Genomic DNA, 22,638 nt, shown 5'->3' on the forward strand with positions numbered 1-22,638 from the left:
AACTTTCTGACCCGCCGCCTAGATACGCTTTGGTAAAACGTCTTTCAGCTTGTCGTGCATGTCGCGCAGGGCTTTTTCTGTGGTGGCCCAGTCGATACAGGCGTCGGTGATGGAGACGCCATATTGCAGATCCGCCAGATTGGCGGGGATTGGCTGATTGCCGAAGTTGATATTGCTCTCCACCATCACGCCCACGATGGACTTGTTGCCTTCCATGATCTGATGAGTGATGTCCTGCATGACCAGCGGCTGCAGAGACGCATCCTTGCTGGAGTTGGCGTGGCTGCAATCCACCATAATGGCTTCACGCAGTTTGGCCTTCTGCAGTTCCTTCTCACACAGCGCGACGCTGACCGAGTCGTAGTTCGGCTTGCCGCCGCCGCCACGTAATACGACATGACCGTAAGCGTTGCCTTTGGTGCGGATGATCGCGACCTGACCTTCCCGGTTGATGCCCAGGAAGGAATGCGGGTGCGATACGGAACTCATGGCGTTGACTGCGACAGTGAGGCTGCCGTCGGTGCCGTTTTTAAAGCCGATGGGCATGGACAGACCGCTGCTCATTTCTCGGTGAGTCTGGGACTCGGTGGTTCTGGCGCCGATGGCGGACCAGGAGATGGTGTCCTGCAGATATTGCGGAGAAATCGGGTCCAACGCTTCCGTTGCGGTGGGCAGGCCCATTTCCGCCAATTCCACCAGCAATTGCCGGCCGATATGCAGGCCTTTTTCGATTTCGAAGGAGTCATCGATGTTGGGATCGTTGATCAACCCTTTCCAACCGATAGTGGTGCGCGGTTTTTCGAAATACACGCGCATGACCAGATAGAGAGTGTCCTTTAATTCTTCCGATAACGTTTTAAGTTTCTGCGCGTACTCTTTTGCGGCGGCCACGTCGTGAATCGAGCAGGGCCCGACCACTACAAACAGGCGGTGATCCTTGCGATCAAGAATATTGCGGATGGTTTCACGACCCTCAATAACGGTTTGACCCGCTTGTTCGGATAGAGGGATGTCGCTCTTAAGCTGGTCAGGAGTAATGAGAATCTCCTGACTGTTTACATTTACGTTTTCAATCTGATTTAAGGACATGCTTGATCCCTACTTGATTTCCCGTGTCAGCACTCCAGGCGTCAGGCGAACTTCGCTTATGGGAAAAGAGTTCGTCAGGTCCCCGATGGCGCTGGTTTGATTTGATCCCGCCGGCGAACCCCGCGGCGCAGCCGGGCTCAGGCAGGACAAGAAGGATAGCAAGCTTGCCGGCGTTAGCCTATAGATTAATCGAGGAAATTCAGCGCACAGTGGGAGTTTGCGGGCGGTTTAACGGCAATAGGAACCCGGAGACGGAATTTTCCGTCTCCGGTAGGGTCGGCGTTAGCCGACTATAGGCAACACTGGGGCAGATAGGGAAATTCGTCCAATGGACGTCTGTCCCTGCGCCGGTCAGTGCTGCGACGCTCAAGGTTCTTGATCCTGGGCGCGTTCGATCCCGGTTGGTTGCGACGCTCTCTGTGGCGGCGATCTTCGCAAAGGTTATACATTGAGTCCTCCTTGTTATTCACTGCTGTTCGGTCATGCGGGACTCTGGTTTAAAGCATAACAGTATTACGTTTGTGAGGTCATATTGATTGGTCATAAGAGCGGTCTGCACAGAATCGGCGGTTATAGGCGATCAGCATGAAATATCTGTCAGACGCGACCCGTCCGCGACAAATCCGACTATACTTTTAAAGTCGTCCGGACATTTTTAACCTCGCGTTTTCATTCCCCTCTAACACCGGACCGCTTCGGCCCGGATCTCGCTGTTGCGGCTGTCTTGAGAAGATGGGTTGCGTGCAAAAGGTACATGATGGAGCAAGCTGAAGTTACAGTAGAAGCCCTTTCCGCGGCCCTGGTCAGGCTGGAGCTTCCAGAGACAAAAGAGATATTTTCTTTGCTTGGCGACACTGCCGCGGCGCCTCAAATGGATAGAGAGCGTCATGAGGTGGCGGACAAGTTGGCCAGCGTCAGCCGGGAGAAGCAGGAAAATCTTAAGGGAGTGGTGCTGGCGCTCAGTAAAGAGCTTGGCGGATTGGACAGAACGCTGGTCAACTGCCTTACTTTCATCGACCGCGCGGTGGAGCGCTGGGAAAACGCGAGCCCTCTGGACCCGTTCGTAAAGAAGAGTCTGCTGCGGCGCAAGTATATATTCGCCGCCTTGCTGCTCGATCAACCGGAATTCGTGATTAACGAAGAGCACCCAGTGGCGCGCTTGCTGGCGTTGGTGGAAAAGCTGTTCATGGGCTGGGAGGAAGGCGGAGGGCAGCCGCCGCCCTTTGTGATGAAGTCTCTGTCCGCACTGACGCATTTGCTGGATGACGACAACTGCCTCAGCTCCGACGAGCAGCGTCGCGCCTACGACGCCCTGATGACGGAGTGGCGGCGGGAAAGTCAGCGTCGTCATCAATTGGAAAAGCGCCTGATTGAAACTGAATTGGGGCTCGATAATGCCTGGTATATCCACCAGAAGGCCGCGATAGCGGTGAACCAGGCGGCGGCGGGAGTGGAGCTGCCGGAAGTGGTGGTCCAGTTCATGAAAGGGCCCTGGCTCGACTCCATACGGCTGGTGCTGTTGCAGGAAGGCGAGAGCAGCAAGCATTATTCGATTATGCGTAAGCTGTGCGATCGCATCGTGTTCACGTTTCGTGGCGACCACACACCCGCCAGCAGGCAGAAGTTATACACCTTCGCGGGATTGATTGTGGAAGAGCTGGAGAAGCATCTGGTCAGCCTGAATCATAATCCCAATGACGTCGAACAAACCCTGGCCTGGCTGGAGGATATCCTGATGAGCATCGTCAAAGGTCAGGATGTGGAGCGGGTTATGTTCACGCCGGCCCCGACGGAACTGGATGAGGCGAGAGATCAGTTGCAAGTTGACGAACTGGCGCTCACGGAGTTGCGCGGCGGATGGTTTCAGCGGTTCGACAAAGTGTGCAAGTTTCTGGCGTATCTGCCAGGACAGAAAGCGGTGGTATGGGGCGACTATAACGGCAGAAAAACGTCGTTGGAGCCCATTGAGGACTTGATCAAAGACAAGGAAAAAGGCCGCTTGCAGGCGTTCGACGGCTCAACGCGCATCCAGCAAGTGTTCTACGAGCTGGCCAGGGAGTATATTGTCTGGGACCGCGCTCAACGTCTGCGTCAGCAAAGTTTGCTGGCGAAAGAAAAAGCGCTGCGTAAGGCGGCGCAGGAAAAAGCGGAAGCGGAGGCCAGGGCGATTATCGCCGCTCGGGAAGAAGCAACCAGAAAGCTGGAGCAGGAACGCCTTGAGGCGGAGCAGGAATTGCGCCAGCGGGAGTTGGAAGAGCAGGAAAGGGAAGCTCTGGAGAGACGTCAGCAGGCGCGTAGCGCGATTGACGGCCTCAAAGTAGGTGGCTGGGTGCAGTTGCAGAAGGGAGGCGAACCTGTGCGCTGCAAGCTGGGCGTACGACTAAACGCCACGGACAAGCTGATATTTGTAGATGATTTCGGGATGAAAATAACAGAAATGAAACGCGACGAAGTAGTGGATCAGATTCTCGACGGTCTTTTTGAGGTGTTGGGAGCTGGCGTGGAAATGGAAGAAAGGTTGTCCCGCGCCTTGGGCAGAATAGGTATTGCGAAGAGGTGACGTATGTCGGTGAAAGAAAACCCCCTGGACGATAACCAGCGCACGGAGCCGCGTCTGCCGCACAATGAGGTGATTTATGTGGAGATCATGACGCCCGGCGCGGTGGAAAGCGATGATCTCAACCCGGCGGTGCGGGCGACTGAGACGGTGGATATCTCCGCCAACGGGCTGCAAGTGCGCATTCCAGAAGCGCTGCGAGTCGGCGCCATATTGCAGATATGCATCCTGCGTGAGAAAACCGGCGACAAGTTCCACCTTACCGCTGAAGTGAAGTGGCGAAAACGTCTGCCGGGAACGTATGGATATATGACGGGGCTGGCGCTGTTTGAGTCTGAAGAGACTTCCATTGCGGAGTGGAAAATGGCGGTGTCAGCCATGTTTTCCGATGAGGACGCCGACCACGCGGATCACGTCACCCACTGAGGATTCGTAATCCCCGGGGTGACGGAAATGATTATGGCGTCGTCGCTCGGAAAGGGCGGTGCGCAGAAGGCGTCAAATGCCCTCCATCGGCTCGAAGCCGCCGTCGCCCTGCAGAATGGATTCCAGCTCCTCAATGGATGGTTCGCTGCGGGTCGGCGCCTGCTGTAGGTCCGACAGAAACACGATAGCGTCCTGCACCGTTTGGTAGGCGATTTCTTCCATAGGTACGTGCCCTACGTCTGGATAGCTGATGAACTTGATGTTTCTGACATCCCCGCGCCAGCGCTCCGCCAGTTTTATGGGAACCCATCGATCCGCTTCTCCCCACATCAATAACGTCGGCGAGCGAATGTCCGCGAAGGGAAGGTTGCGTTGCTCCGCCGCAGCCTCTTTCATAATGCGCATGGTGCGCACGTAAATCTTTCTGGCGCCGGGGCGTTGCGACATATGTACGTAGCGATAAAGGTTGTCCTGACTGATTCGCTTGGGATCGCCATAAACCTGCTCCACATTGCGGGTCACCAAAAACGGCGGCTGCACGTAATTGGCCAGCGTTCCCACCACCGGCATGGTGGCCAGGTCGAATACCTTGGGAGTGTGTTCCTGCGGGTAGCCTACCGGGTCAACCAGAATGAGCTTTTCCACCTGTTCGGGATGCTCCGCCGCATAGCGTGCGGAGAGATATCCGCCGAAGGAGTTGCCCGCCAGACTGAATCGGGTCAGCTCCAGACGTCTGATGAATTTGCTAAAACGGGTGTAAACGTAGTCTTCATCGAAGTCGTCGGCGTCCTCCGGTCCTCCGGTCAGGCCGTAGCCGGGAAGATCCAGTGCGATGACTCGGTAATTCTTGCGTAATTCCTCGATCCAGCCTTCCCACGTATGTAGAGAAGACATGATGCCATGCAGTAACACGATGGTCGGCCCTTCGCCAACGTCGCGATAGTGGATTTGCAGGTCGTCTACTTCCATGAAGCGGGAGTCTTTATCCGCATATTGCTTTTTCAACTCTTTCAGGGGGATGTCCGCGACGCCTAAAGCGTTGGCGAGCGTAGGGCTGGCTTTGAGTGAAGGTTTGAGGCCGGCGCAACCACTGAGCCCGACGACGAATAGAAGGCAGAACGACAGTAAGAGCTTCCTGTTCATATGCGGCTGAAATACTCCAGGTGAGGATTTTATTCTTATAAGGCTTGTTGTGGCGGGAGATTTAGGTCCCGAGATAACAAAAGGTTACATTACCCCTAAAGGGGGACTCATACAGTGACGTGGTGCTAAAAACCAATACGCGTCAAGTGGATGAAACGAGGGGACGTCAACGGAAAGAGCAAGAGTGGAATAGAGCAAGAGTGGAATAGAGAAAGGAGCCGGCGTGATCCGGCTCCGCAGAACAATGGTCAGCCGGGGTGACTTATTCGCCGCCTCTGGCGGTGATGTTGAAGCCGCCGTCCACGTACATGATTTCACCGGTAACGCCGCTGGCCAGGTCGGAGCACAGGAACAGCGCAGCGTTGCCCACTTCTTCGATGGTTACATTGCGACGCAGCGGCGTCTGCTTCTCGTTTTCCTGCAGCATCTTACGGAAATCCTTGATGCCGGATGCGGCCAGAGTGCGGATTGGACCTGCGGAAATCGCGTTGACGCGAGTGCCTTCCGGCCCCAGGCTACACGCCATATAACGGGTGTTGGCTTCCAGGCTGGCTTTGGCCAGACCCATCACGTTGTAGTTGGGGATAACACGCTCTGCGCCCAGATAGGTCAAAGTCAGCAGGCTGCCGTTGCGGCCTTTCATCATTTCGCGAGCGCCTTTCGCCAATGCGACGAAGCTGTAGGAGCTGATGTCGTGAGCGATGCGGAAGCCTTCGCGAGTGGTGGCGTCCACATAGTTGCCGTCAAGCTCATGGCCTGGCGCGTAACCGACGGAGTGCACCAGAATGTCGACGCCGTCCCAGTGTTGGCCCAGATCTTTGAACAGTTGTTCGATTTCTGCGTCGCTGCTTACGTCGCAGGGAAATGTCAGCTTGGAGTCGTATTCGGCGGCGAAACCTTCCACTCGGCCCTTGAGCTTATCGTTTTGATAGGTCAGGGCGATTTCCGCGCCTTCCCGATGGAAAGCGTCAGCGATACCTTTGGCGATGGATAATTTACTTGCAACACCGACGATCAGTGCTTTTTTTCCGCTTAGTAATCCCATTTTTCTATCCTGTAGTTATCTTCAGAGAGACCTTCAAGCTGTTTATGAATAAACGGCCGATGATTGTATTTACTTAAGCTAACATCCAAAACTTATTGTCGGCTGAAACATTAAATATTTTCTTACTAATCACGGCGACGCTTCTATGAGTCTTTAGTATGACAGAAAAAGGCGCGCCGTGGCCCGCCCTGCAACGCTCCGCGAGGATTTACCGGTGCGCTTGAAGGCGTGTTGGTATGAGATGTGACCGCTTTGTATTAATAAAAAGCAGTTTCCAGCAATTTGCGTGTATACGGCTGCGTCGGATTGGCGTAAATAGCGTCGCAGTCGCCGGCTTCAACCAGCTCTCCGCCCTGCATGACCACAATGCGGTGACACAGCGCTTTCACCACGCGCAGGTCATGGCTGATGAATAAGTAACTGAGATGATGCTCTTTCTGCAGGCGCTGTAACAATTCAATGACCTGCTGCTGGATGGTGCGGTCCAGAGAAGAGGTGGGCTCGTCGAGAATCAGCAGTTTCGGTTTCAGCACCAGCGCACGGGCGATGGCGATGCGTTGCCGCTGTCCGCCGGAAAATTCATTGGGATAGCGATAACGCCATTCCGGATCAAGCTCCACTTCCCGCATCGCTTCAATCACGCTTTGCTCGCGGCTGGCGGCGTCGCCGATTTTATGGATTTCCAATCCCTCGCTGATAATCTCCTCGATAGTCAACCTAGGGCTGAGAGAGCCGAAAGGGTCCTGGAAAATAACCTGGATCTCCCGACGAAGCGGCTTCAGGGATTTGCTGTCCAGCAGGTCTATACGCTGACCGTTGTAATTGATGACGCCTTCGCTTTTCTCCAGACGCAAGATGCTGCGTCCCAGCGTCGACTTGCCCGAGCCGCTTTCGCCTACCAGTCCGACAGACTCGCCGGGTAGTATATTCAGGCTGATATTGTTCACGGCTTTGATGTGGTCCACTGTACGCTGGAAGACGCCTTTTTTAATCGGGAACCAGCATTTCAGTTCTTTGACTTCCAGGATGGGCGTTTTATCCGTTGCGATTTGGGGGGGCGTTCCATGAGGCTCCGCCTCAATCAGTTTTTTCGTATAAGGATGAGAAGGGCGGGTGAATAGCGCTTGTGTTTCTCCCTGCTCGACAACTTCGCCTTTTTCCATGACGACGACATAGTCAGAAAGCTTCCTTACAATGTGCAGGTCGTGAGTAATAAATAAGACGGACATATTCATCTCCGTCTGCAGCTCACGGATCAGATCCAGAATCTGCGCCTGTATGGTAACGTCCAGCGCCGTAGTCGGCTCATCGGCGATTAGTAATTTGGGCTTGTTGACCAGCGCCATGGCGATCATTACGCGTTGTCTTTCACCGCCTGAGAGCTGATGCGGGTATGCATTGAGCTTCTGCTCAGGATTGCGAATACCGACCTTATTGAGCCAGTCGAGCGCCAGTTCCATACACTGCTTTTTGGTCAATCCTTGGTGTCTTTCGATGGTTTCCGAAATCTGTCGATGAATCTTATGCAGTGGGTTAAGTGAGGTCAGCGGCTCTTGAAAGATCACGCTTATCTCATGGCCGCGCACTTGTCGCATCCGGGATTCCGGCGCACTGATCAAGTCTTCTCCTTGCCAGAAAATCTTGCCGCTTTTGAACTTGAGAGGAGGGGAGTTCAGCAATTTGAGTATCGACAGCGAGCTGACGGATTTTCCTGAGCCGCTTTCCCCTACTAGCGCCACAGTCTGTCCTGCCTTGATATCAAAGCTAACGTCATGGACCACCTGACTTTCCTTGCCCCCTTGGACAAAACTGAGAGTCAGGTCTTGCATGCTTAAAATTGTATCCATGTGTCTCTCTAGATTAGTAGCTGGTGCGTGGATCAAGGGCATCTCTAACCCCCTCGCCAATAAATACCAATAAGCCCATTAGTAGTGCGAGGACGATGAATGCAGTGATGCCCAGCCAGGGCGCTTGCAAATTTGCTTTGCCTTGCGCTAATAACTCGCCCAGAGAGGGAGAGCCGGCGGGAAGGCCAAAACCAAGAAAGTCCAAGGTTGTGAGGGTTTCTACGGAACCCGATAATATGAATGGCATAAAAGTCAGCGTAGCGACCATTGCGTTAGGTAAGATATGTTTGAACATAATTCTCCTGTCACCCATACCCATTGCTCTGGCTGCAGTAACATACTCAAAGTTTCTACCACGTAAAAACTCTGCTCTTACCGCTCCAACGAAGCCCATCCACGTAAAGAGAAGAATAAAACCGAGCAATACCCAGAAGGTAGGTTCTATTATGCTGGCCAGAATAATTAATAAAAACAGCGTTGGCATGCTTGCCCATATTTCAATAAAGCGCTGGAAAAACAAGTCTACCTTACCACCGTAATATCCTTGCATTGCTCCAGCGACAACTCCAATGATGGCGGAGATGATGGTTAAGCTAAAACCAAATAATACAGATATTCTGAATCCGTAAATTACCCGAGCCAGTACATCTCGTCCCTGGTCATCCGTTCCAAGCCAGTTTTTAGTGCTGGGAGGGCTTGGAGCTGGAGAGTCCAAGTCATAGATGATGGTCTTGTAGTTATAAGGAACCAGCGGCCAGATCATCCATCCCTTAGCGTTAATTAACTTTGCGACATAAGGGTCTTTATAGTCCGCTTCGAATTCGAACTCTCCATCGAACTCTGTTTCCAGATAGGTGTTCCAGATGGGGAGGTAATAACTGTCGTCGTATTTTACGAGAATGGGTTTATCATTGGCGACAAGTTCTGCAAATAGACAGAATATGAATATAAATAAAAACAACCAAAGTGAATAAAAGCCCATTCGATGAGACTTAAACGTTTGCCAGCGTCGCGCACTTTTATTACTGAGTTTTATTGATACCATGGACTAGCCCCTTTTCTCGAAGTCAATTCTGGGGTCTACCCAGGTATAAGTGAGGTCGGATATCAGTGATATCAGTAGTCCCAGTAAAGTAAAAATATAGAGGGTGCTGAATACAATGGGGTAGTCGCGTTGAGTGATTGCTTCAAAGCCTAAAAGGCCGATGCCTTCGAGCGAAAAGATTACTTCAATTATGATTGAACCTGTAAAGAAAATCCTGATAAATGCGCCGGGAAAACCAGAGATAATGATTAACATGGCGTTGCGGAATATGTGTTTATAAAGCACTTCTCGCTGAGTAAGTCCCTTTGCCTTGGCAGTCATGACATACTGTTTGTTGATCTCATCCAAAAACGAATTCTTGGTTAGAAGGGTCAGTGTGGCGAAGCCGCTGATAACCATCGCCAAGACCGGAAGAGTTATATGCCAGAAGTAATCCAGGATCTTATCTGGCCAAGATAAACTGTCCCAGTTTTCTGAAACCAGTCCACGTAATGGAAACCAATCAAAGTAGGTGCCGCCAGCAAATAGAATGACTAATAAGATAGCAAATAGGAATCCTGGAATTGCATAGGCGATAGACAGTACGCTGCTGGTCCATCTATCGAATGGATGCCCATTTTTTAGGGCTTTGGATATGCCGAGCGGAATGGAAATCATGTAAATAAGTAGGGTTGTCCAAAGTCCCAGTGATATGGTGACTGGCATTCGTTCTAATATAAGGTCAACAACACTGCCGCTTTTAAATAGACTATCGCCAAAGTCGAACATGATGTAGCTTTTTAACATGTCCCAGTAGCGTTCGTGGATTGGTTTATCAAATCCGAAACGTTTCTCTATCTCTGCTATGATCTCAGGGTCTAAGCCCCGTGCCCCGCGGTATTGAGAGCCTTCACTAGTGGCTGAACCTACATCTTGTTGGTTGGCTCCAGATATTTTATCCAGTCTGCTTCCATCAAGTGACATGGCTTGGGCCATGGCTTGATCCACAGGGCCTCCTGGCGCTACCTGGATGATGAAAAAGTTGATAGTGATGATCGCCCAAAGAGTAGGGATCATCAGAAGGAGTCGTCTTATTATGTAAGCGGCCATAGATTAACGCTCAAGTTGCGCAGCTTTGTCTTTGTCAAACCACCAGGTGTCCTGCCCTAAATCGTACTTTGGGCGAGTCTCAGGGCGACTGAATTTGTCCCAATAGGCGATGCGGAAGGCGCTTAGATGCCATTGCGGAATCATCAGGTATTTCCAGAGCAGCACGCGATCCAGCGCATGTCCGTAAACCATCAGTTTGTCCGGGTCTTCCTGGCTTTTTTCTATTCCTTCAACGATCGCGTCTACTGCCGGATCTCTGAGATTGGCGGAATTCCAGGTGGAATCGACAAAGCTGGAGTGGAACAGGATCTTGAGGTCGCTGGAAGGATAGGAGAGGGCGGGATAGCGGAACGACACCATGTCAAAGTCATGGGTGCGCACGCGGTTGATGTACTGGCTTGGGTCCACTTGGCGCAGATTCATGATGATGCCGATCTTTTCCAGGTTTCTCCTCAGCGGCGCTGCTGAACGCTCAGTCGTGGGGCTGTAGCTGAGTAGTTCAAATTCCATCTGCTGGCCGGTTTTAGCGTTGACGGTTTTCCCATCTCTCAGCTCCCAGCCCGCTTCCTTCAATAATTTGAGGGCGATGCGGATATTGTCCCGAATGTAACCGTCGCCTTTGGTGACGGGCAGTTCGAAAGGCTTCTCGAATACCTCTGGCGGTAGCTGGTCTTTTAGCGGATTTAAGATCTCCAGTTCCGCCTCGCTGGGAAGTCCCGAGGCAGTGTATGGCGTATTGGTGAAATAACTGGCTGTGCGAACGTACTGGCCATAAAAAAGCGCTTTGTTCATCCACTCGAAATCAAGCAGGTAGCTCAGTGCTTTACGGACGCGGCGGTCTTTGAAGATGGGGCGTTCCGTGTTGTAGACGAAGCCGGTGGTGCTCTGAGGAATACTGTGCGCGAGCTCTTCTTTCTTCACGAGCTTGTTCCTGATCGCAGGAAAATTGTAGGCCGTCGCCCAGTTTTTGGCTTCGCCTTCCTGCCAGAAATCAAACTCGCCGGACTTGAACGCCTCGAATGCGACCGTGGCGTCCCGATAATAATCGTAACGGGTGTAAGTGATGTTGTTGCGGCCCTTGTTGACGGGCAGGTCTTTACCCCAGTAATCATCCAGCGCTTTCACCACCACATATTGGCCGTAACTGTAATCGCTGATGGTTATGCCGCTGCTGCCCAGGGGAACGTCTTTGATGGGGTCGCCGAAATTGCGAGAGGCCCAGTAATGCTCCGGCAGGATTTTGAGACCGAATAAGGAGAACATCTGCTCCCTGTTCGCATCCTGCATGGAGAATTTGACCTGATGTTCGTCCAGGACGTCGATTGAGGTGATAAACGAGTAATATTTTTTGAACTGAGGCACGCCTTCATTGGCGAATTTTTCAAATGAAAATTTGACGTCTTGGGCGGTGATCGGCTTGTGGTCTTGAAAGGTGGCTTTGGGATTGATATGGAAAATGATCCAGGAATAATCAGACGCGAATTCAATCTTCTCTGCGATTAATGGATAGTAAACTTCGATTTCGTCCTGAGAAGCGATCAGCAGGCTGTCGTATAACTCATCCGCGCCAGCTCCGGAAGTCCCCCTTTGCGCATAGCGGTTAAAGTTGTCATAGGTGCCGATTGAATGGAGCCTGATCGTTCCCCCTTTGGGCGCGTCTGGATTGACGTAGTCAAAGTGAGTAAAATCGTCCAGATACTTGGGTTCGCCCCTGAGGGCGATGCCTTTTGCTGTGATGACCTTCGGCTCTCCATAACATACCAAGCTAACGGCGCATAAGAGCAGCAGAACGAAGGATCGAATCATTTCATAGCCTTGTTAAAGGTTAATTTATTGAAAACAAGCAGTTATTGATATTAGCAGTTTAATGCGGGCGTACAAGATGATTGACGGGCCGCCGCTGTAAACTGTGATCCACGCGTCCTTGCCGACAAAATCCCTGCGCCCGATGGGTGGGCGTTCCTGGTTGCATGTTGCTTTGTCCTGCGCGAGGCTTCAAGCGCTTTATATTACGATCCGTTTAGGCTGCGCCGCTCCCTGGTCACTGTCCCGCGGGTTGTTGAGAGTAGCGTGAGCCCGCATGAACGGCTGATTTCCCGTAAAGCGACTACACTTATTCAACGCATGACTTTTACGCATCCTGCGGCGACTTCTACTATTTAATTAAGAGAACCCAATAGAGCGATCATGGTTTTGGCAAAGACAAAGGCGCCTTTTGGCCTGGACGAATGGCTTGAAGAGTTGGCGCACATGGACGCTGTGGTGATGGGGGCGATTATCAGACAACTGAACCAGTTGACGGCCTCTGAAGAATCCTCCGTGGCGCAACTCTCGGATGTGGTGCTGAAGACCCCGGCGCTGACCTCGAAAATCATCAAGCTGGCGAACAGTGCAGTGTATAACCCCAGCAGGGCTCCTATTCCCACTGTCAGCCGGGCGATCATGCATATCGGCTTCAACGCCGTGAGGGCGATTTGCGTCTCCTCTATTTTGATGGAGGCGCTGTTGAAGCAGCATCCGCGCGATAGTCTGGTTATGCAGATGGCGCGCTCTTTTCACGCGGCAGTACAAGCGCGCAACTTGTGTGAGAAGGCAAGGGCTGATGTGAAAGAGGAAGTGTTTGTCGCAACGCTGTTGCTGCACCTGGGGGAAATGCTGATCTGGGGCTATCCTCACCCTGCCGTTGATAAGGCCTATCGCATGTTTCAACAGGGCGTCTCCACGCTGGAATTGGAGAAAGTGCTGGGTGTTACCTTTGATCGGTTGACGCGGGAATTGGCCGACGAGTGGGGATTGGGCGATACGCTCAGCGAAGCTTTGTCTCCCCCGGACGAACCCAGCAAAAAAGCCCAGGCGGTGTGTTTGGGTGAGGATATCTCTATTGCCGTCGAGAAGGGTTGGGATTCGCCGGAAATGCAGGCGGTGCTGAAACGTGTGTCGGTGTTCAGCAACACGCCTGTCAGTACGGTCAAGGCCAAGCTGCAAGCCAGTATGGATGAAGCGTCCGAGTTATCCAGGGAGTACTCAGATCCGCAGATCTCCAGAATCCTGGAGCAGACCAATCGTGAGGCGAAGTCTGCGGAATTGGCTGCGGATGACCCCCTGTTGCAGCCGGATCCACAGTTTCAGCTGGAAACGCTGCAGCGCATCATGCAAATGATGGCGGGCAAAATCGATACCGGAGTCTTGTTCCAAACGGTGCTGGAAGGTTTGCATCGAGGCGTCGGTCTGGAAAGAGTCGTGCTGGCGATTTTCAATCAACCCCGGACTCAGGTCGGCGCCAAATTTCTGTTGGGACAGAAAATGATTAACTGGCGTGAGCGGTTCAGATTCGCCTACGACAAGTCGCAGGATAATTTTTTCCACGCCGTGATGAGCTCGCATCAATCCGCCTGGATTGGCAGCGGCAGCTATGCTTCTCTGAGTAAGCTGCGCACTCGCAACTTTATCGACCTCGTAGGGATGGGGGATTTCTTTATCGGGCCGATTATCGCCAACGGTAGGGAGGTCGGTTTTCTCTATGCGGATCTAAGAGTCAGCGGGCGGCCAATGAGCGAAACATACTACACAGGGTTCAAGCATTTTGTGCAGCAAACCTGTCTTTGCCTGTCTCTGCTGGCGAAGAAATAAGATCGCTAGCTGGCGGATATTGATTCAAAAACTTCTCTTGTGCCCCTCAATAAATGTGTCCCTCAATAAAAAAGCCAGCGTTGTCGCTGGCTTTCGGTCGCTTTGCTTGCGTGACTATTTTGTCAGTACGCAGGTAAGCGTCAGTTGATTTGCGTGACGTCCACGTAAATGCTCAGGCGTTGGCCTGGGCGCAGAACGCTTCCTTTGTTGATGGAATTCCAGCGCAAGAGATCATTGACGCTTACGTTGAAGCGACTGGCGATGCGATACAAAGAATCGCCGCTACGGATTTTGTAGCCGATCTTGCGAATCACCTGACGGTTCTTGATGGAAGGCGATGAGGCTTTAGCGGTTTGCTGCACGCCGGACTTGGTCCATATAACCAATGTTTTGCCGGGAGAGAGCACATCGCCGGGCGCCATACCGTTCCAGCGCGCCAGTTTGCGAACATTGACTTTGTAATCCTGGGCGATATCCCACAACGTATCGCCGGCTTTCACCACATGCTCCACTTTCGCCGTGCCGCTGCCGCCAACCTGCTTCGACTGCTTGGCTTCCAGGCGATTGTCTGCGCTCAGGCTATAGAAATCTTCGCCTTCATAAGAGCTGGGAATCAGGAGCTGCTGGCCAACCCTGATCAGCGCGCCTTTCAGCCGGTTAACTTCCTGCACCACCTCTGGCGTGGTTTTGTGCTGTTTGGCGATGGTGATCAGCGTATCGCCTTGTCTGACTTTGTAGCGGGTCCAATTCACCAACTGCTTTTTCGGCGTGCTGGCGTAGGCTTCCTTAAAGACTTTCAACTGCGGCAAAGGCAACACCAGACGATGAGGGCCCAGCGGCGCGGTCGCCCATTGATTGTATCCGGGGTTGAGTACATAAAGGTCGTCAACGTCGATTTGCGCCAGCTTGGCGGCTTGGGCGAGATCGATTTGGGAATCCAGCTCCACAACGCCGAAGTAGGGCTCATCTGCGATATCCACCAGAGTCACGCCGTTAGTGTCTGGGTCCGCCACCACTTTGGCGATGGCCAGCAGACGGGGCACGTACATGCTGGTTTCACGGGGCAGGCTTAATGACCAGTAATCAGTCGGCAGGCCTTTCGCCTTGTTCTTCTTGATTGCACGCATGACGGTGCCGGCGCCTGAGTTATAAGCCGCCAGCGCCAACAGCCAGTCGCCATCAAACATATCAGAGAGCTTCTGCAAGTAGGTCAGCGCGGCGTCGGTGGAGGCGACAATATCGCGACGACCGTCGTACCACCAGTTTTGTTGCAGACCGAAATGCTTGCCGGTGCTGGGAATGAACTGCCAGATGCCGGACGCGCGGCCGTGAGAATAGGCGAAGGGGTCGAAAGCGCTTTCCACTACTGGCAATAACGCCAGTTCGAGGGGCATCTTACGCTTTTCCGCCTCGTTCACAATGTGGTGCAGATACAAGGCGCTGCGACCGAAAGTGCGGTCAAGATAGGATTGATGACTGGCGTACCATTTCTGTTCAGAGTCGATACGGGGGTTGGTCTGATTAACGAGATCCAGTGCGAAGCCGGCTCTAATCCGATTCCAGATATTAACTGGCGTTTCATCTACGCCAGCCTCTATGTCCCCGTCTTCGCCACGGGCGCCTTGGGCGGCCCAGGTCAGTTGTTCTTCTGGGGATAGATCATTCAGATCTAGATATTCGTAATCTGATTGCAGAGAAGGATTCCAAGGGTCCTGCCTGCCTCCCGCCGGCCCTTCGCCGTTTTTACGGGGAGAAGCGTTCGCTTGCTGTGCGGCGCTTTCGTCAGCCAGAGGCTCTCCGCCTTCCTTTGATAGTCCTTTTAATTGCGCACAGGAGGCGCAGACTAGTAATGACAACGTGATCGCGAGGCGCGAGATCCAAACCATAACTTCACAACTTTTCTTTTGAGCCTGAAAAATGCCAGGGTCGGATTTTAGGTATACATTTTATAGACAGCAAGTTAAAAAAATTTAGAACCGATCCTTCCAGGCGCGAATCGCCGCAAAAGTATCGGTTGCAGTGGCGCAGGGAGAACCGGAAACTTCCTGCGCCATCCGGCGCACTACGGGGTGTTCCGCCATTAAGAACGGATTGTAGGCGATCTCTTCGCCCAGCACGGCAGGTAATGTTGGGACGCCCCGGGCCCGCAAAGACTCGCATTGCAGTTTTCTTTTGTTTACCTCGTCCGATTCCGGCATTACGGCCTGAGCGAAACGGAGGTTAGATAACGTATATTCATGCGCGCAATATATATAAGTATCCCCTGGCAGACGTTTCAGTTTGTCCAGAGACTGACGCATCATCGCCGGATCGCCTTCGAACAAACGTCCGCAGCCGGCGGAAAACAGGGTGTCGCCGCAAAATAGACGCGGCGCGCCGGCGATGTCGCCGAAGTAGGAGATATGGTCCAAGGTATGTCCGGGGGTTTCAAGCACTTCCAGGGAAAAGTCGCCCAGATCCACACGGTCGCCTTCTTGTAAAGGAACGGTGATGGCCTTGATGGCGGAGCGCATGAAACCGTAAACCGGAACAGGATGATTGGCCAGTAGTTCATTCACGCCGCCGGTGTGGTCGTGATGATGGTGCGTAATCAGAATCCCCCTCAGGGTGAGGTGGTTTTCCGCCAAGTGGCGCAGAACGGGCTGCGCATCGCCGGGGTCCACCACCCAGGCGTCGCCCTGGTCGCTTTGGATCGACCAGATGTAGTTATCGTTGAAGGCGGGAATGGGGAGTATCTCGGTCATTCTGAATTACTGATTGTTATGCGTTGATGAAATATTAGAAAACTTGCCGTCAGGCGCTTATGATATTTCGAACTGCCCTTATCATTAACCCGATGGCTTGTGACCATGTTAATAGCATAGCTGCTCGCTGTCTGTTGTTAAGTGGTTTTCAAACGAAAGTAAGTTTTCTCAGAGAGCTGACCAAGGGGGATGCGTGCGAGGACTGAAAGTTAAAAGCGACATGGAAGCGGAGCGCCTGCAGAAGGAGCTTGAAATCTGGTTTCAGTCGCCTTTGGGGCAAACGATGCTCGCCAATCAGCGGCAGACTGTGGAGCAGAGTATTGGCCGCTTCTTCGGATATCACCAGCTGGAGCTGCTGGTCAGTCATGAGTTGCCGGTCGGGCAGTCCAGTCTGCTCGGTCACCGCATTATCTCTGTGCCCCGCTGGGAGAAAGAGCTTCCTGAAGGCTCCCTGGTTTGTCACTCCCACGAACTGCCGTTGGAGAGTGACAGTATTGATCTGGTGATTCTGCATCACACCCTTGACGTAGCGGCGCGTCCCCACCAGTCATTGCGTGAAGCGGCCCGGGTGCTGCGCTCGGGCGGCCATATGGTGATCATTGGTTTTAATCCTCTCAGCGCCTGGGGATTGCGCAGGGCCATATTCAGGAGCCCGAAAGCGCCCTGGTCTGGACGTTTCCTGACGTCCTCGCGTCTGGAGGACTGGTTGAGCCTGCTGGACTTCCGCCTCAAAGACGTGCGCTATCGTTTCTACGCTCCACCGGTCACCAATCAGCAATGGTTGAGTCGCCTGGCGTTTCTTGATAAGTTCGGCGCACGTTTCCGGCTGCCCCTGGGAGCTTATTACACCATCGTCGCTCAAAAGCGGGTGGGATGCATGATACCGCTGCGACCGCAATGGCGCAGCTCGCGTGTCGCGGGGGCGGCTGTGGTCCACCAATTTACGCCCTACAGGCCGTACAAAAAGAAATGAAGACAGTTGAAATTTATACCGACGGCGCCTGCAAGAAGAATCCCGGGCCCGGCGGGTGGGGAGCAATCCTGATATATGGAAAGAATGAAAAGGAGATATACGGGGGAGAGCTCGACACCACGAACAATCGTATGGAGCTGATGGCGGCGATCGAAGCGTTGCGGGCGCTGAAGCAAGGCTGCAAAGTCGAGCTCTATACGGATTCCCAGTACGTACGTAAAGGCATCACCGAATGGATGCAGAACTGGATCAAGAAGGGCTGGCGCACCAGCGGCGGCGATCCGGTCAAGAACGTTGATTTGTGGCAGGCGTTGGATAAAGAGCGCAACAAACACGATATCAGTTGGCGCTGGGTCAAAGGGCACAGCGGCCATCCATTAAACGAGCGCGCGGACGAGCTGGCCAATCTCGGCGTTAAAGAAGCGTTAGGCGAGACAGGCTGAGAAACTTTATATGCGTCAAATAGTGCTGGATACCGAAACCACAGGTCTGGAAACCTCCCAAGGTCACCGGATTATTGAAATCGGCTGCGTTGAGGTGATCGATCGTTCTCTGACCGGCAATCACTATCACGTTTACATCAATCCCGAGCGGGAAGTGGACGCCGGAGCCTTTGAGGTTCACGGCATTTCCAATGAGTTCCTGGCGGATAAGCCTAAATTCAAACAGGTTGCTCAGGATTTCCTGGACTTCATCAGCGGAGCGGAACTGGTTATTCATAACGCGGCGTTTGACGTGGGCTTTATCGACTACGAATTCTCTTTGCTGGGAGCGCCTTTCGGTAAAGTCAGTGATTATTGCTCCGTCGTCGATACATTGATGATGGCGCGCAAGAAGCATCCAGGCCAGAAAAACAACCTGGATGCGCTTTGTAAACGATACGGCATCGATAACAGTCACCGTGACCTCCACGGGGCCTTGCTCGACTCGGAAATTCTGGCGGATGTTTATCTCGCCATGACTGGTGGGCAGACCAGCTTATCCCTGCATTCTGAAGACGGCGGAACGGAAGAAGAAGCCTCTGAAGTGCGCAGAATTAATACGCAAAGGCCTTCGTTAAGAGTTATTCGGGCATCTGAAGCGGAATTGGCGGAACACGCCCGTCAACTGGACGCTGTAGAGAAAGCCGCAGGCTTTAGTCTTTGGCGCAAGAAACAAGAAGAAGGGTTGAACTGAGTGAGGCGGAAATAGTCTGACAATCGGTTTGTTCTGCGCAATGAAAAAGCCGCTCTGCTAAGCGGCTTTTTCATGCTGGGGTTTTGGGAGTCGGCGGCTCCGCGTTAAATAGTGATGACAATCATCACGTAGCCGAGCCCGCCCATGACGAGGGTGTAGGGCAGCGCCATCCATACCATCTTGCCGTAGGACAATCTGATCAGCGGGGCGATAGCGGAGGTCAGCAAGAACAGGAAGGCGGCCTGACCGTTTGGCGTGGCGACGCTGGGCAGGTTGGTGCCGGTATTGATCGCCACCGCCAGCGCTTCATAGTGAGCTCTATCAATCAAACCATCATTGAATGCGGTGCGCACTTCGTCAATATAAACCGTCGCGACGAAGACGTTATCGCTGATCATTGACAACACGCCGTTGGCGATAAAAAACATGCCGGGCTGAACGCTCTTCTCCAGGCCCAGCACGTAGTTGATGATGCCAGTGAACAGGTGCTGCTCATGGATCACGCCGACTACGGCGAAGAACACCACTAACAAGGAGGTGAAGGGGAGCGCTTCTTCAAAAGCTTTGCCTATCTGGTGCTCTTCAATAACGCCGCAGAACGCCGTCGCCAGGATGATCACCGTTAAACCGATCAGGCCCACTTCGGCCAGATGAAGCGCCAGCGCCACGACCAGGATAAGTGCGACGATAGCCTGCGTAATCAGTTTGGATTCATGCTGCAGGGTCATCTTTTTCTTTTCCGCTTCGTTGAAGTCTTCCAGAATTTTCCGGACGGAAGCGGGAATATCGTCGCCGTAGCCGAACCAGCGGGTTTTCTCCAGAATGACGCAGGTGATTAATCCTGCTATCAGTACGGGGATGGAGATCGGCGCCATGCGTACGAAGAACTCAATAAAATCCCAGCCCAGGCGTTGAGCGATCAGCAGATTCTGAGGTTCGCCCACCTGGGTGCAGACGCCGCCCAGCGCTGTACCCACCGCCGCATGCATCAACAGGCTGCGCAGGAAGCTGCGAAACTGCTCAAGATCAGCGCGGTGGTCATGATGAACGGATTCATCGTCGCCATGGTCGTGATCATGATGGAAGTGTTTGCCGGATGCGACTTTGTGGTAAACCGAGTAAAAGCCGACTGCGACACTGATGATGACCGCGGTGACGGTCAAGGCGTCGAGGAAAGCGGACAGCACCGCCGCCACCAGGCTGAACAGCAGCGACAGAATGGCTTTGGAGCGGATGCTGAGCAGTATTTTGGTGAATAGGTGGAGCAGCAGCTCCTTCATGAAGTATATGCCCGCCACCATGAATACCAGCAGCAGGATGACCTCCAAATTGCCGGACACTTCTTCATATACTGTGTGCGGCGACACCATGCCGATCAGCACGGCTTCAATGGCGAGCAGGCCGCCGGGCTGGAGCGGATAACACTTCAGCGCCATGGCCAGGGTGAAGATGAACTCCAGAATCAACACCCACCCTGCGATGTAGGGGCTGATTAGAAAGATAACGGGGTTAATAAGCAGAAAGAGGCAAATGGCCTTCTTATACCAGCTCGGGGCGTTTCCCAGAAAGTTACTGTAAAACGCCTGCGGCAAAGTGGTCACCATACACGGCTCCTGTTAGCGAATTCGGTCGCTTAAACGACTGGTTAAAAAATTGTAAGGGTCGACCATTCTAATGAAAAACGGCAATAAATCCATGTAATTGAGTTTGTATGGCCGCTTCAGAGAGAGCGTTCAGTTGTGACTCCCATAATAGCCAACTATTCTTGAATTCGCCTTTTGTACGCTCTCTCATTAGGCCTAATGCCTGTGCGGCTTTCGCGATTCCGCAAGCGGATAACAAATGAAACAGTTAGTTTCTTGTTTAACTTGAATTTTGTGTTATAAGTTAGTAATAACTCGGCGATTTTCCACTTTTTGGCAATAAACTCCCCAGTTGCTGATGAACTGAGGGTTAAGGACATCGTATATGGTTGACGCGACGCTAGCCGCGAAAAAGTCTAGTTCCTTCGATCTGGTCGAAAGGGAAATCAATAATACGATTGAGCAAGCGGAGCTTAGTCTCGAACGTTTTCAGGAAAACCGCGAAAGCGGCGAAGATCTACAGAATTGCATTGATTATCTGAATCAACTGCGCGGTATTTTTGTATTGATTGAACTGCAGGGCGGCACCGTTCTGTGTCAGGAGTCCGTGGCGATCGCCAATGAAGTTCCCGTTGGGGCGGCGGAAGACAAAAACGGATTGCTGTCGTCACTGAGTCAGGCTTTATTCGTACTGCGCCGTTATACCGAATACTACCAGCGCCGCCGTGAAGACCATCCCGAATTGCTGTTGGAGATCATCAATCTCCTGCGTCTGTCCCGTCGCGCCAAACCGCTGCCGGACAGCTATTTCTTTGATGTCGAGTTCCAGCGTTCTCCGCCCAGGCCTGTGCGCGACGCCAGCGTCACCACGGATGTGTTCGAGCATCGCAGCCGCCGTCTCCGTCACATGTATCAGGTCGGCCTGCTGAACCTGCTGCGCAGCAAGGAAACCGATATTGGCTATCGCCTGATGAGTCGCGCTGCGGATGGCATGAGTAAAATATGCTCAGGCTCCTCTATCTCTGAATTATGGTCATTGACTGCATATACCGTGGAGCTGATGCACTCTCAGGCCATGGAGCTGACGCCGACCCGTCAGCGTCTGTTGATGAAAATCGAAAAGTACGCGCGGGAAATCGTCAAGCTTGGCAAAGTGGCGACCGCCAAGGCCATTTCCGAGACGGTGGCGAAAGACTTGCTGTATCTGATCGCTATCAGCGGCGATAAAGGCGAGAAGACCCGGGAACTATTGGCCGGTTATAGTCTCGCGCCTGCGGATTTTGATCAGGCCAAGATCATTGCGCACCGCAGTCTGTTGATGGGGCCGGGTAGCGACGTTTTGGCGTCGCTGTCAAAAGCGCTGCATGAAGAGATCAGCCAGATCAAAGACAAACTGGATATTATCGAGCGCGGCATTGACGGCCAGGAAGACGGCTTGTCGCAGATCGCCGAAGGTCTGGGCAAGCTGGCGGACACGCTGACCATGCTGGACCTTATCAATCTCAGTGCGGTGGCCAGAGGCGTCCATCAGACCATTGCCTCATGGGCGATGGATAAGAAGCACCCCAGTAACACCGACCTGATGCAGGTCGCGGACTCCGTATTGAGTATTGAGCAAGCGATACTGCAACTGGAGGAAGATGGTCTCACCATCGAAACGGATAAGGTTGTCGGCGCTGATGCTGAGGAAATGATCAGTCCTTATCTGATGGAAGCTCATATCGTGGTTATCGGCGAGTCCCAGGCGGGGTTATCCCTCGCCAAGCGGGCGATTACTGCTTATCTGGAGTCGGGCGGCGACAAACTGCATTTAGCTAACGTGCTGCCTACCCTGGAAGGCGTCCTCGGGGCGCTGGTGATGATCGAGCAATCCCGTGCGGCGAAGGCGTTGCACGCTACGGCGCGTTGCATTGAGGAAAAGCTCATCAAAAACGAAAACAAGCCTGGCGACCATATTCTGGAAACGCTCGCCGATGCGCTGACTTCCCTTGAATACTATGTGGACAGTGTTGGTCGCTCCGGCGCCGGCAACCCTGATTTGCTGAAGCTCGCAGAAGAAAGCGTCCACTCTCTGGGGTATTAATCCCTAATTCACTTCTTTTTGAGCCTGACGATCAGTCAGGCTCAGGCTATTGCCACTCACCGGCTAGCACAGGCCTAGTCGCTTTGTCGGGTCAGGCATGTTAGTTGGCGCGTCCGGCTCCCTCTCGAACTCCTTTATCACTGTTATTCCTGAGAAAATATGAAAACCTGTGGGGACTGTCCTAGAATTCAAAGGGCGATTAACGCAG

Annotated in this window: 17 protein-coding genes; 7 read left to right on the top strand and 10 right to left on the bottom strand. The window is 52.9% G+C overall.

The window, feature by feature from the left end; all coding sequences use genetic code 11:
• Window positions 1-18 precede the first annotated feature (18 nt).
• Window positions 19-1,089 (bottom strand): 3-deoxy-7-phosphoheptulonate synthase, encoded by a 1,071-nt coding sequence (locus HCH_RS11375; protein WP_011396383.1) that lies wholly within the window; start codon window positions 1,087-1,089, stop codon window positions 19-21.
• Between the two features lie 754 nt (window positions 1,090-1,843).
• Between HCH_RS11375 and HCH_RS11380 the strand changes: the two genes are divergently transcribed.
• Both HCH_RS11380 and HCH_RS11385 read left to right on the top strand, forming a co-directional pair.
• Entirely contained in the window at window positions 1,844-3,649 is a 1,806-nt protein-coding gene (locus HCH_RS11380; RefSeq protein ID WP_041598584.1) for a DUF1631 family protein, read from the top strand.
• Between the two features lie 3 nt (window positions 3,650-3,652).
• Window positions 3,653-4,072, top strand: coding sequence for a PilZ domain-containing protein (locus HCH_RS11385; RefSeq protein WP_011396386.1), 420 nt, complete (start codon window positions 3,653-3,655; stop codon window positions 4,070-4,072).
• Between the two features lie 72 nt (window positions 4,073-4,144).
• Here the strand turns inward: HCH_RS11385 and HCH_RS11390 are convergent, their stop codons facing one another.
• The 6 genes from HCH_RS11390 to HCH_RS11415 all read right to left on the bottom strand — a co-directional run bounded on the left by HCH_RS11390 (window position 4,145) and on the right by HCH_RS11415 (window position 12,047).
• On the bottom strand, window positions 4,145-5,215 hold the full coding sequence (locus HCH_RS11390) for an alpha/beta fold hydrolase (protein ID WP_011396387.1): 1,071 nt from the start codon (window positions 5,213-5,215) through the stop codon (window positions 4,145-4,147).
• A gap of 262 nt (window positions 5,216-5,477) precedes the next feature.
• Entirely contained in the window at window positions 5,478-6,260 is a 783-nt protein-coding gene (locus HCH_RS11395; RefSeq protein ID WP_011396388.1) for an enoyl-ACP reductase FabI, read from the bottom strand.
• Between the two features lie 257 nt (window positions 6,261-6,517).
• On the bottom strand, window positions 6,518-8,107 hold the full coding sequence (locus HCH_RS11400) for an ABC transporter ATP-binding protein (protein WP_011396390.1): 1,590 nt from the start codon (window positions 8,105-8,107) through the stop codon (window positions 6,518-6,520).
• Between the two features lie 13 nt (window positions 8,108-8,120).
• On the bottom strand, window positions 8,121-9,143 hold the full coding sequence (locus HCH_RS11405) for a microcin C ABC transporter permease (protein ID WP_202945353.1): 1,023 nt from the start codon (window positions 9,141-9,143) through the stop codon (window positions 8,121-8,123).
• Window positions 9,144-9,155: 12 nt separating this feature from the next.
• The gene (locus tag HCH_RS11410; protein ID WP_041598585.1) at window positions 9,156-10,241 is read right to left on the bottom strand and encodes a microcin C ABC transporter permease YejB; all 1,086 of its coding nucleotides are present in this window, start codon (window positions 10,239-10,241) and stop codon (window positions 9,156-9,158) included.
• Between the two features lie 3 nt (window positions 10,242-10,244).
• Window positions 10,245-12,047 carry an extracellular solute-binding protein gene (locus HCH_RS11415; protein WP_011396393.1) on the bottom strand — a complete coding sequence of 601 codons (1,803 nt, stop codon included), beginning with the start codon at window positions 12,045-12,047 and terminating at the stop codon, window positions 10,245-10,247.
• A gap of 381 nt (window positions 12,048-12,428) precedes the next feature.
• On the opposite strand from HCH_RS11415, the gene HCH_RS11420 reads away from it, so the two are divergent.
• Window positions 12,429-13,871, top strand: a complete 1,443-nt coding sequence (locus HCH_RS11420; RefSeq protein ID WP_011396394.1) for an HDOD domain-containing protein — start codon at window positions 12,429-12,431, stop codon at window positions 13,869-13,871.
• Between the two features lie 140 nt (window positions 13,872-14,011).
• Here HCH_RS11420 and HCH_RS11425 read toward each other — a convergent pair whose 3' ends face one another.
• Window positions 14,012-15,757 carry a LysM peptidoglycan-binding domain-containing protein gene (locus HCH_RS11425; protein WP_011396395.1) on the bottom strand — a complete coding sequence of 582 codons (1,746 nt, stop codon included), beginning with the start codon at window positions 15,755-15,757 and terminating at the stop codon, window positions 14,012-14,014.
• A gap of 84 nt (window positions 15,758-15,841) precedes the next feature.
• A complete protein-coding gene (gene gloB / locus HCH_RS11430; RefSeq protein WP_011396396.1) occupies window positions 15,842-16,615 on the bottom strand; it encodes a hydroxyacylglutathione hydrolase in 774 nt (257 codons plus the stop codon).
• A gap of 193 nt (window positions 16,616-16,808) precedes the next feature.
• Between gloB and HCH_RS11435 the strand changes: the two genes are divergently transcribed.
• The 3 genes from HCH_RS11435 to dnaQ are packed head-to-tail and all read left to right on the top strand — an operon-like array spanning window position 16,809 to window position 18,764.
• Window positions 16,809-17,588 carry a class I SAM-dependent methyltransferase gene (locus HCH_RS11435; protein WP_011396397.1) on the top strand — a complete coding sequence of 260 codons (780 nt, stop codon included), beginning with the start codon at window positions 16,809-16,811 and terminating at the stop codon, window positions 17,586-17,588.
• Window positions 17,585-18,031, top strand: a complete 447-nt coding sequence (gene rnhA / locus HCH_RS11440) for a ribonuclease HI (protein WP_011396398.1) — start codon at window positions 17,585-17,587, stop codon at window positions 18,029-18,031. The genes HCH_RS11435 and rnhA overlap by 4 nt, the downstream gene beginning before the upstream one ends.
• A gap of 10 nt (window positions 18,032-18,041) precedes the next feature.
• Window positions 18,042-18,764, top strand: coding sequence for a DNA polymerase III subunit epsilon (dnaQ, locus tag HCH_RS11445; RefSeq protein WP_011396399.1), 723 nt, complete (start codon window positions 18,042-18,044; stop codon window positions 18,762-18,764).
• Window positions 18,765-18,868: 104 nt separating this feature from the next.
• Here the strand turns inward: dnaQ and nhaB are convergent, their stop codons facing one another.
• Complete coding sequence (gene nhaB / locus HCH_RS11450) at window positions 18,869-20,368, bottom strand: sodium/proton antiporter NhaB (protein WP_011396400.1); 1,500 nt, start codon at window positions 20,366-20,368, stop codon at window positions 18,869-18,871.
• Window positions 20,369-20,732: 364 nt separating this feature from the next.
• Here nhaB and HCH_RS11455 point away from each other — a divergent pair, with 364 nt between their 5' ends.
• On the top strand, window positions 20,733-22,430 hold the full coding sequence (locus HCH_RS11455; protein ID WP_011396401.1) for a methyl-accepting chemotaxis protein: 1,698 nt from the start codon (window positions 20,733-20,735) through the stop codon (window positions 22,428-22,430).
• The last annotated feature ends 208 nt before the right edge of the window (window positions 22,431-22,638 follow it).

The organism is Hahella chejuensis KCTC 2396 (assembly GCF_000012985.1).
Taxonomy (GTDB): domain Bacteria; phylum Pseudomonadota; class Gammaproteobacteria; order Pseudomonadales; family Oleiphilaceae; genus Hahella; species Hahella chejuensis.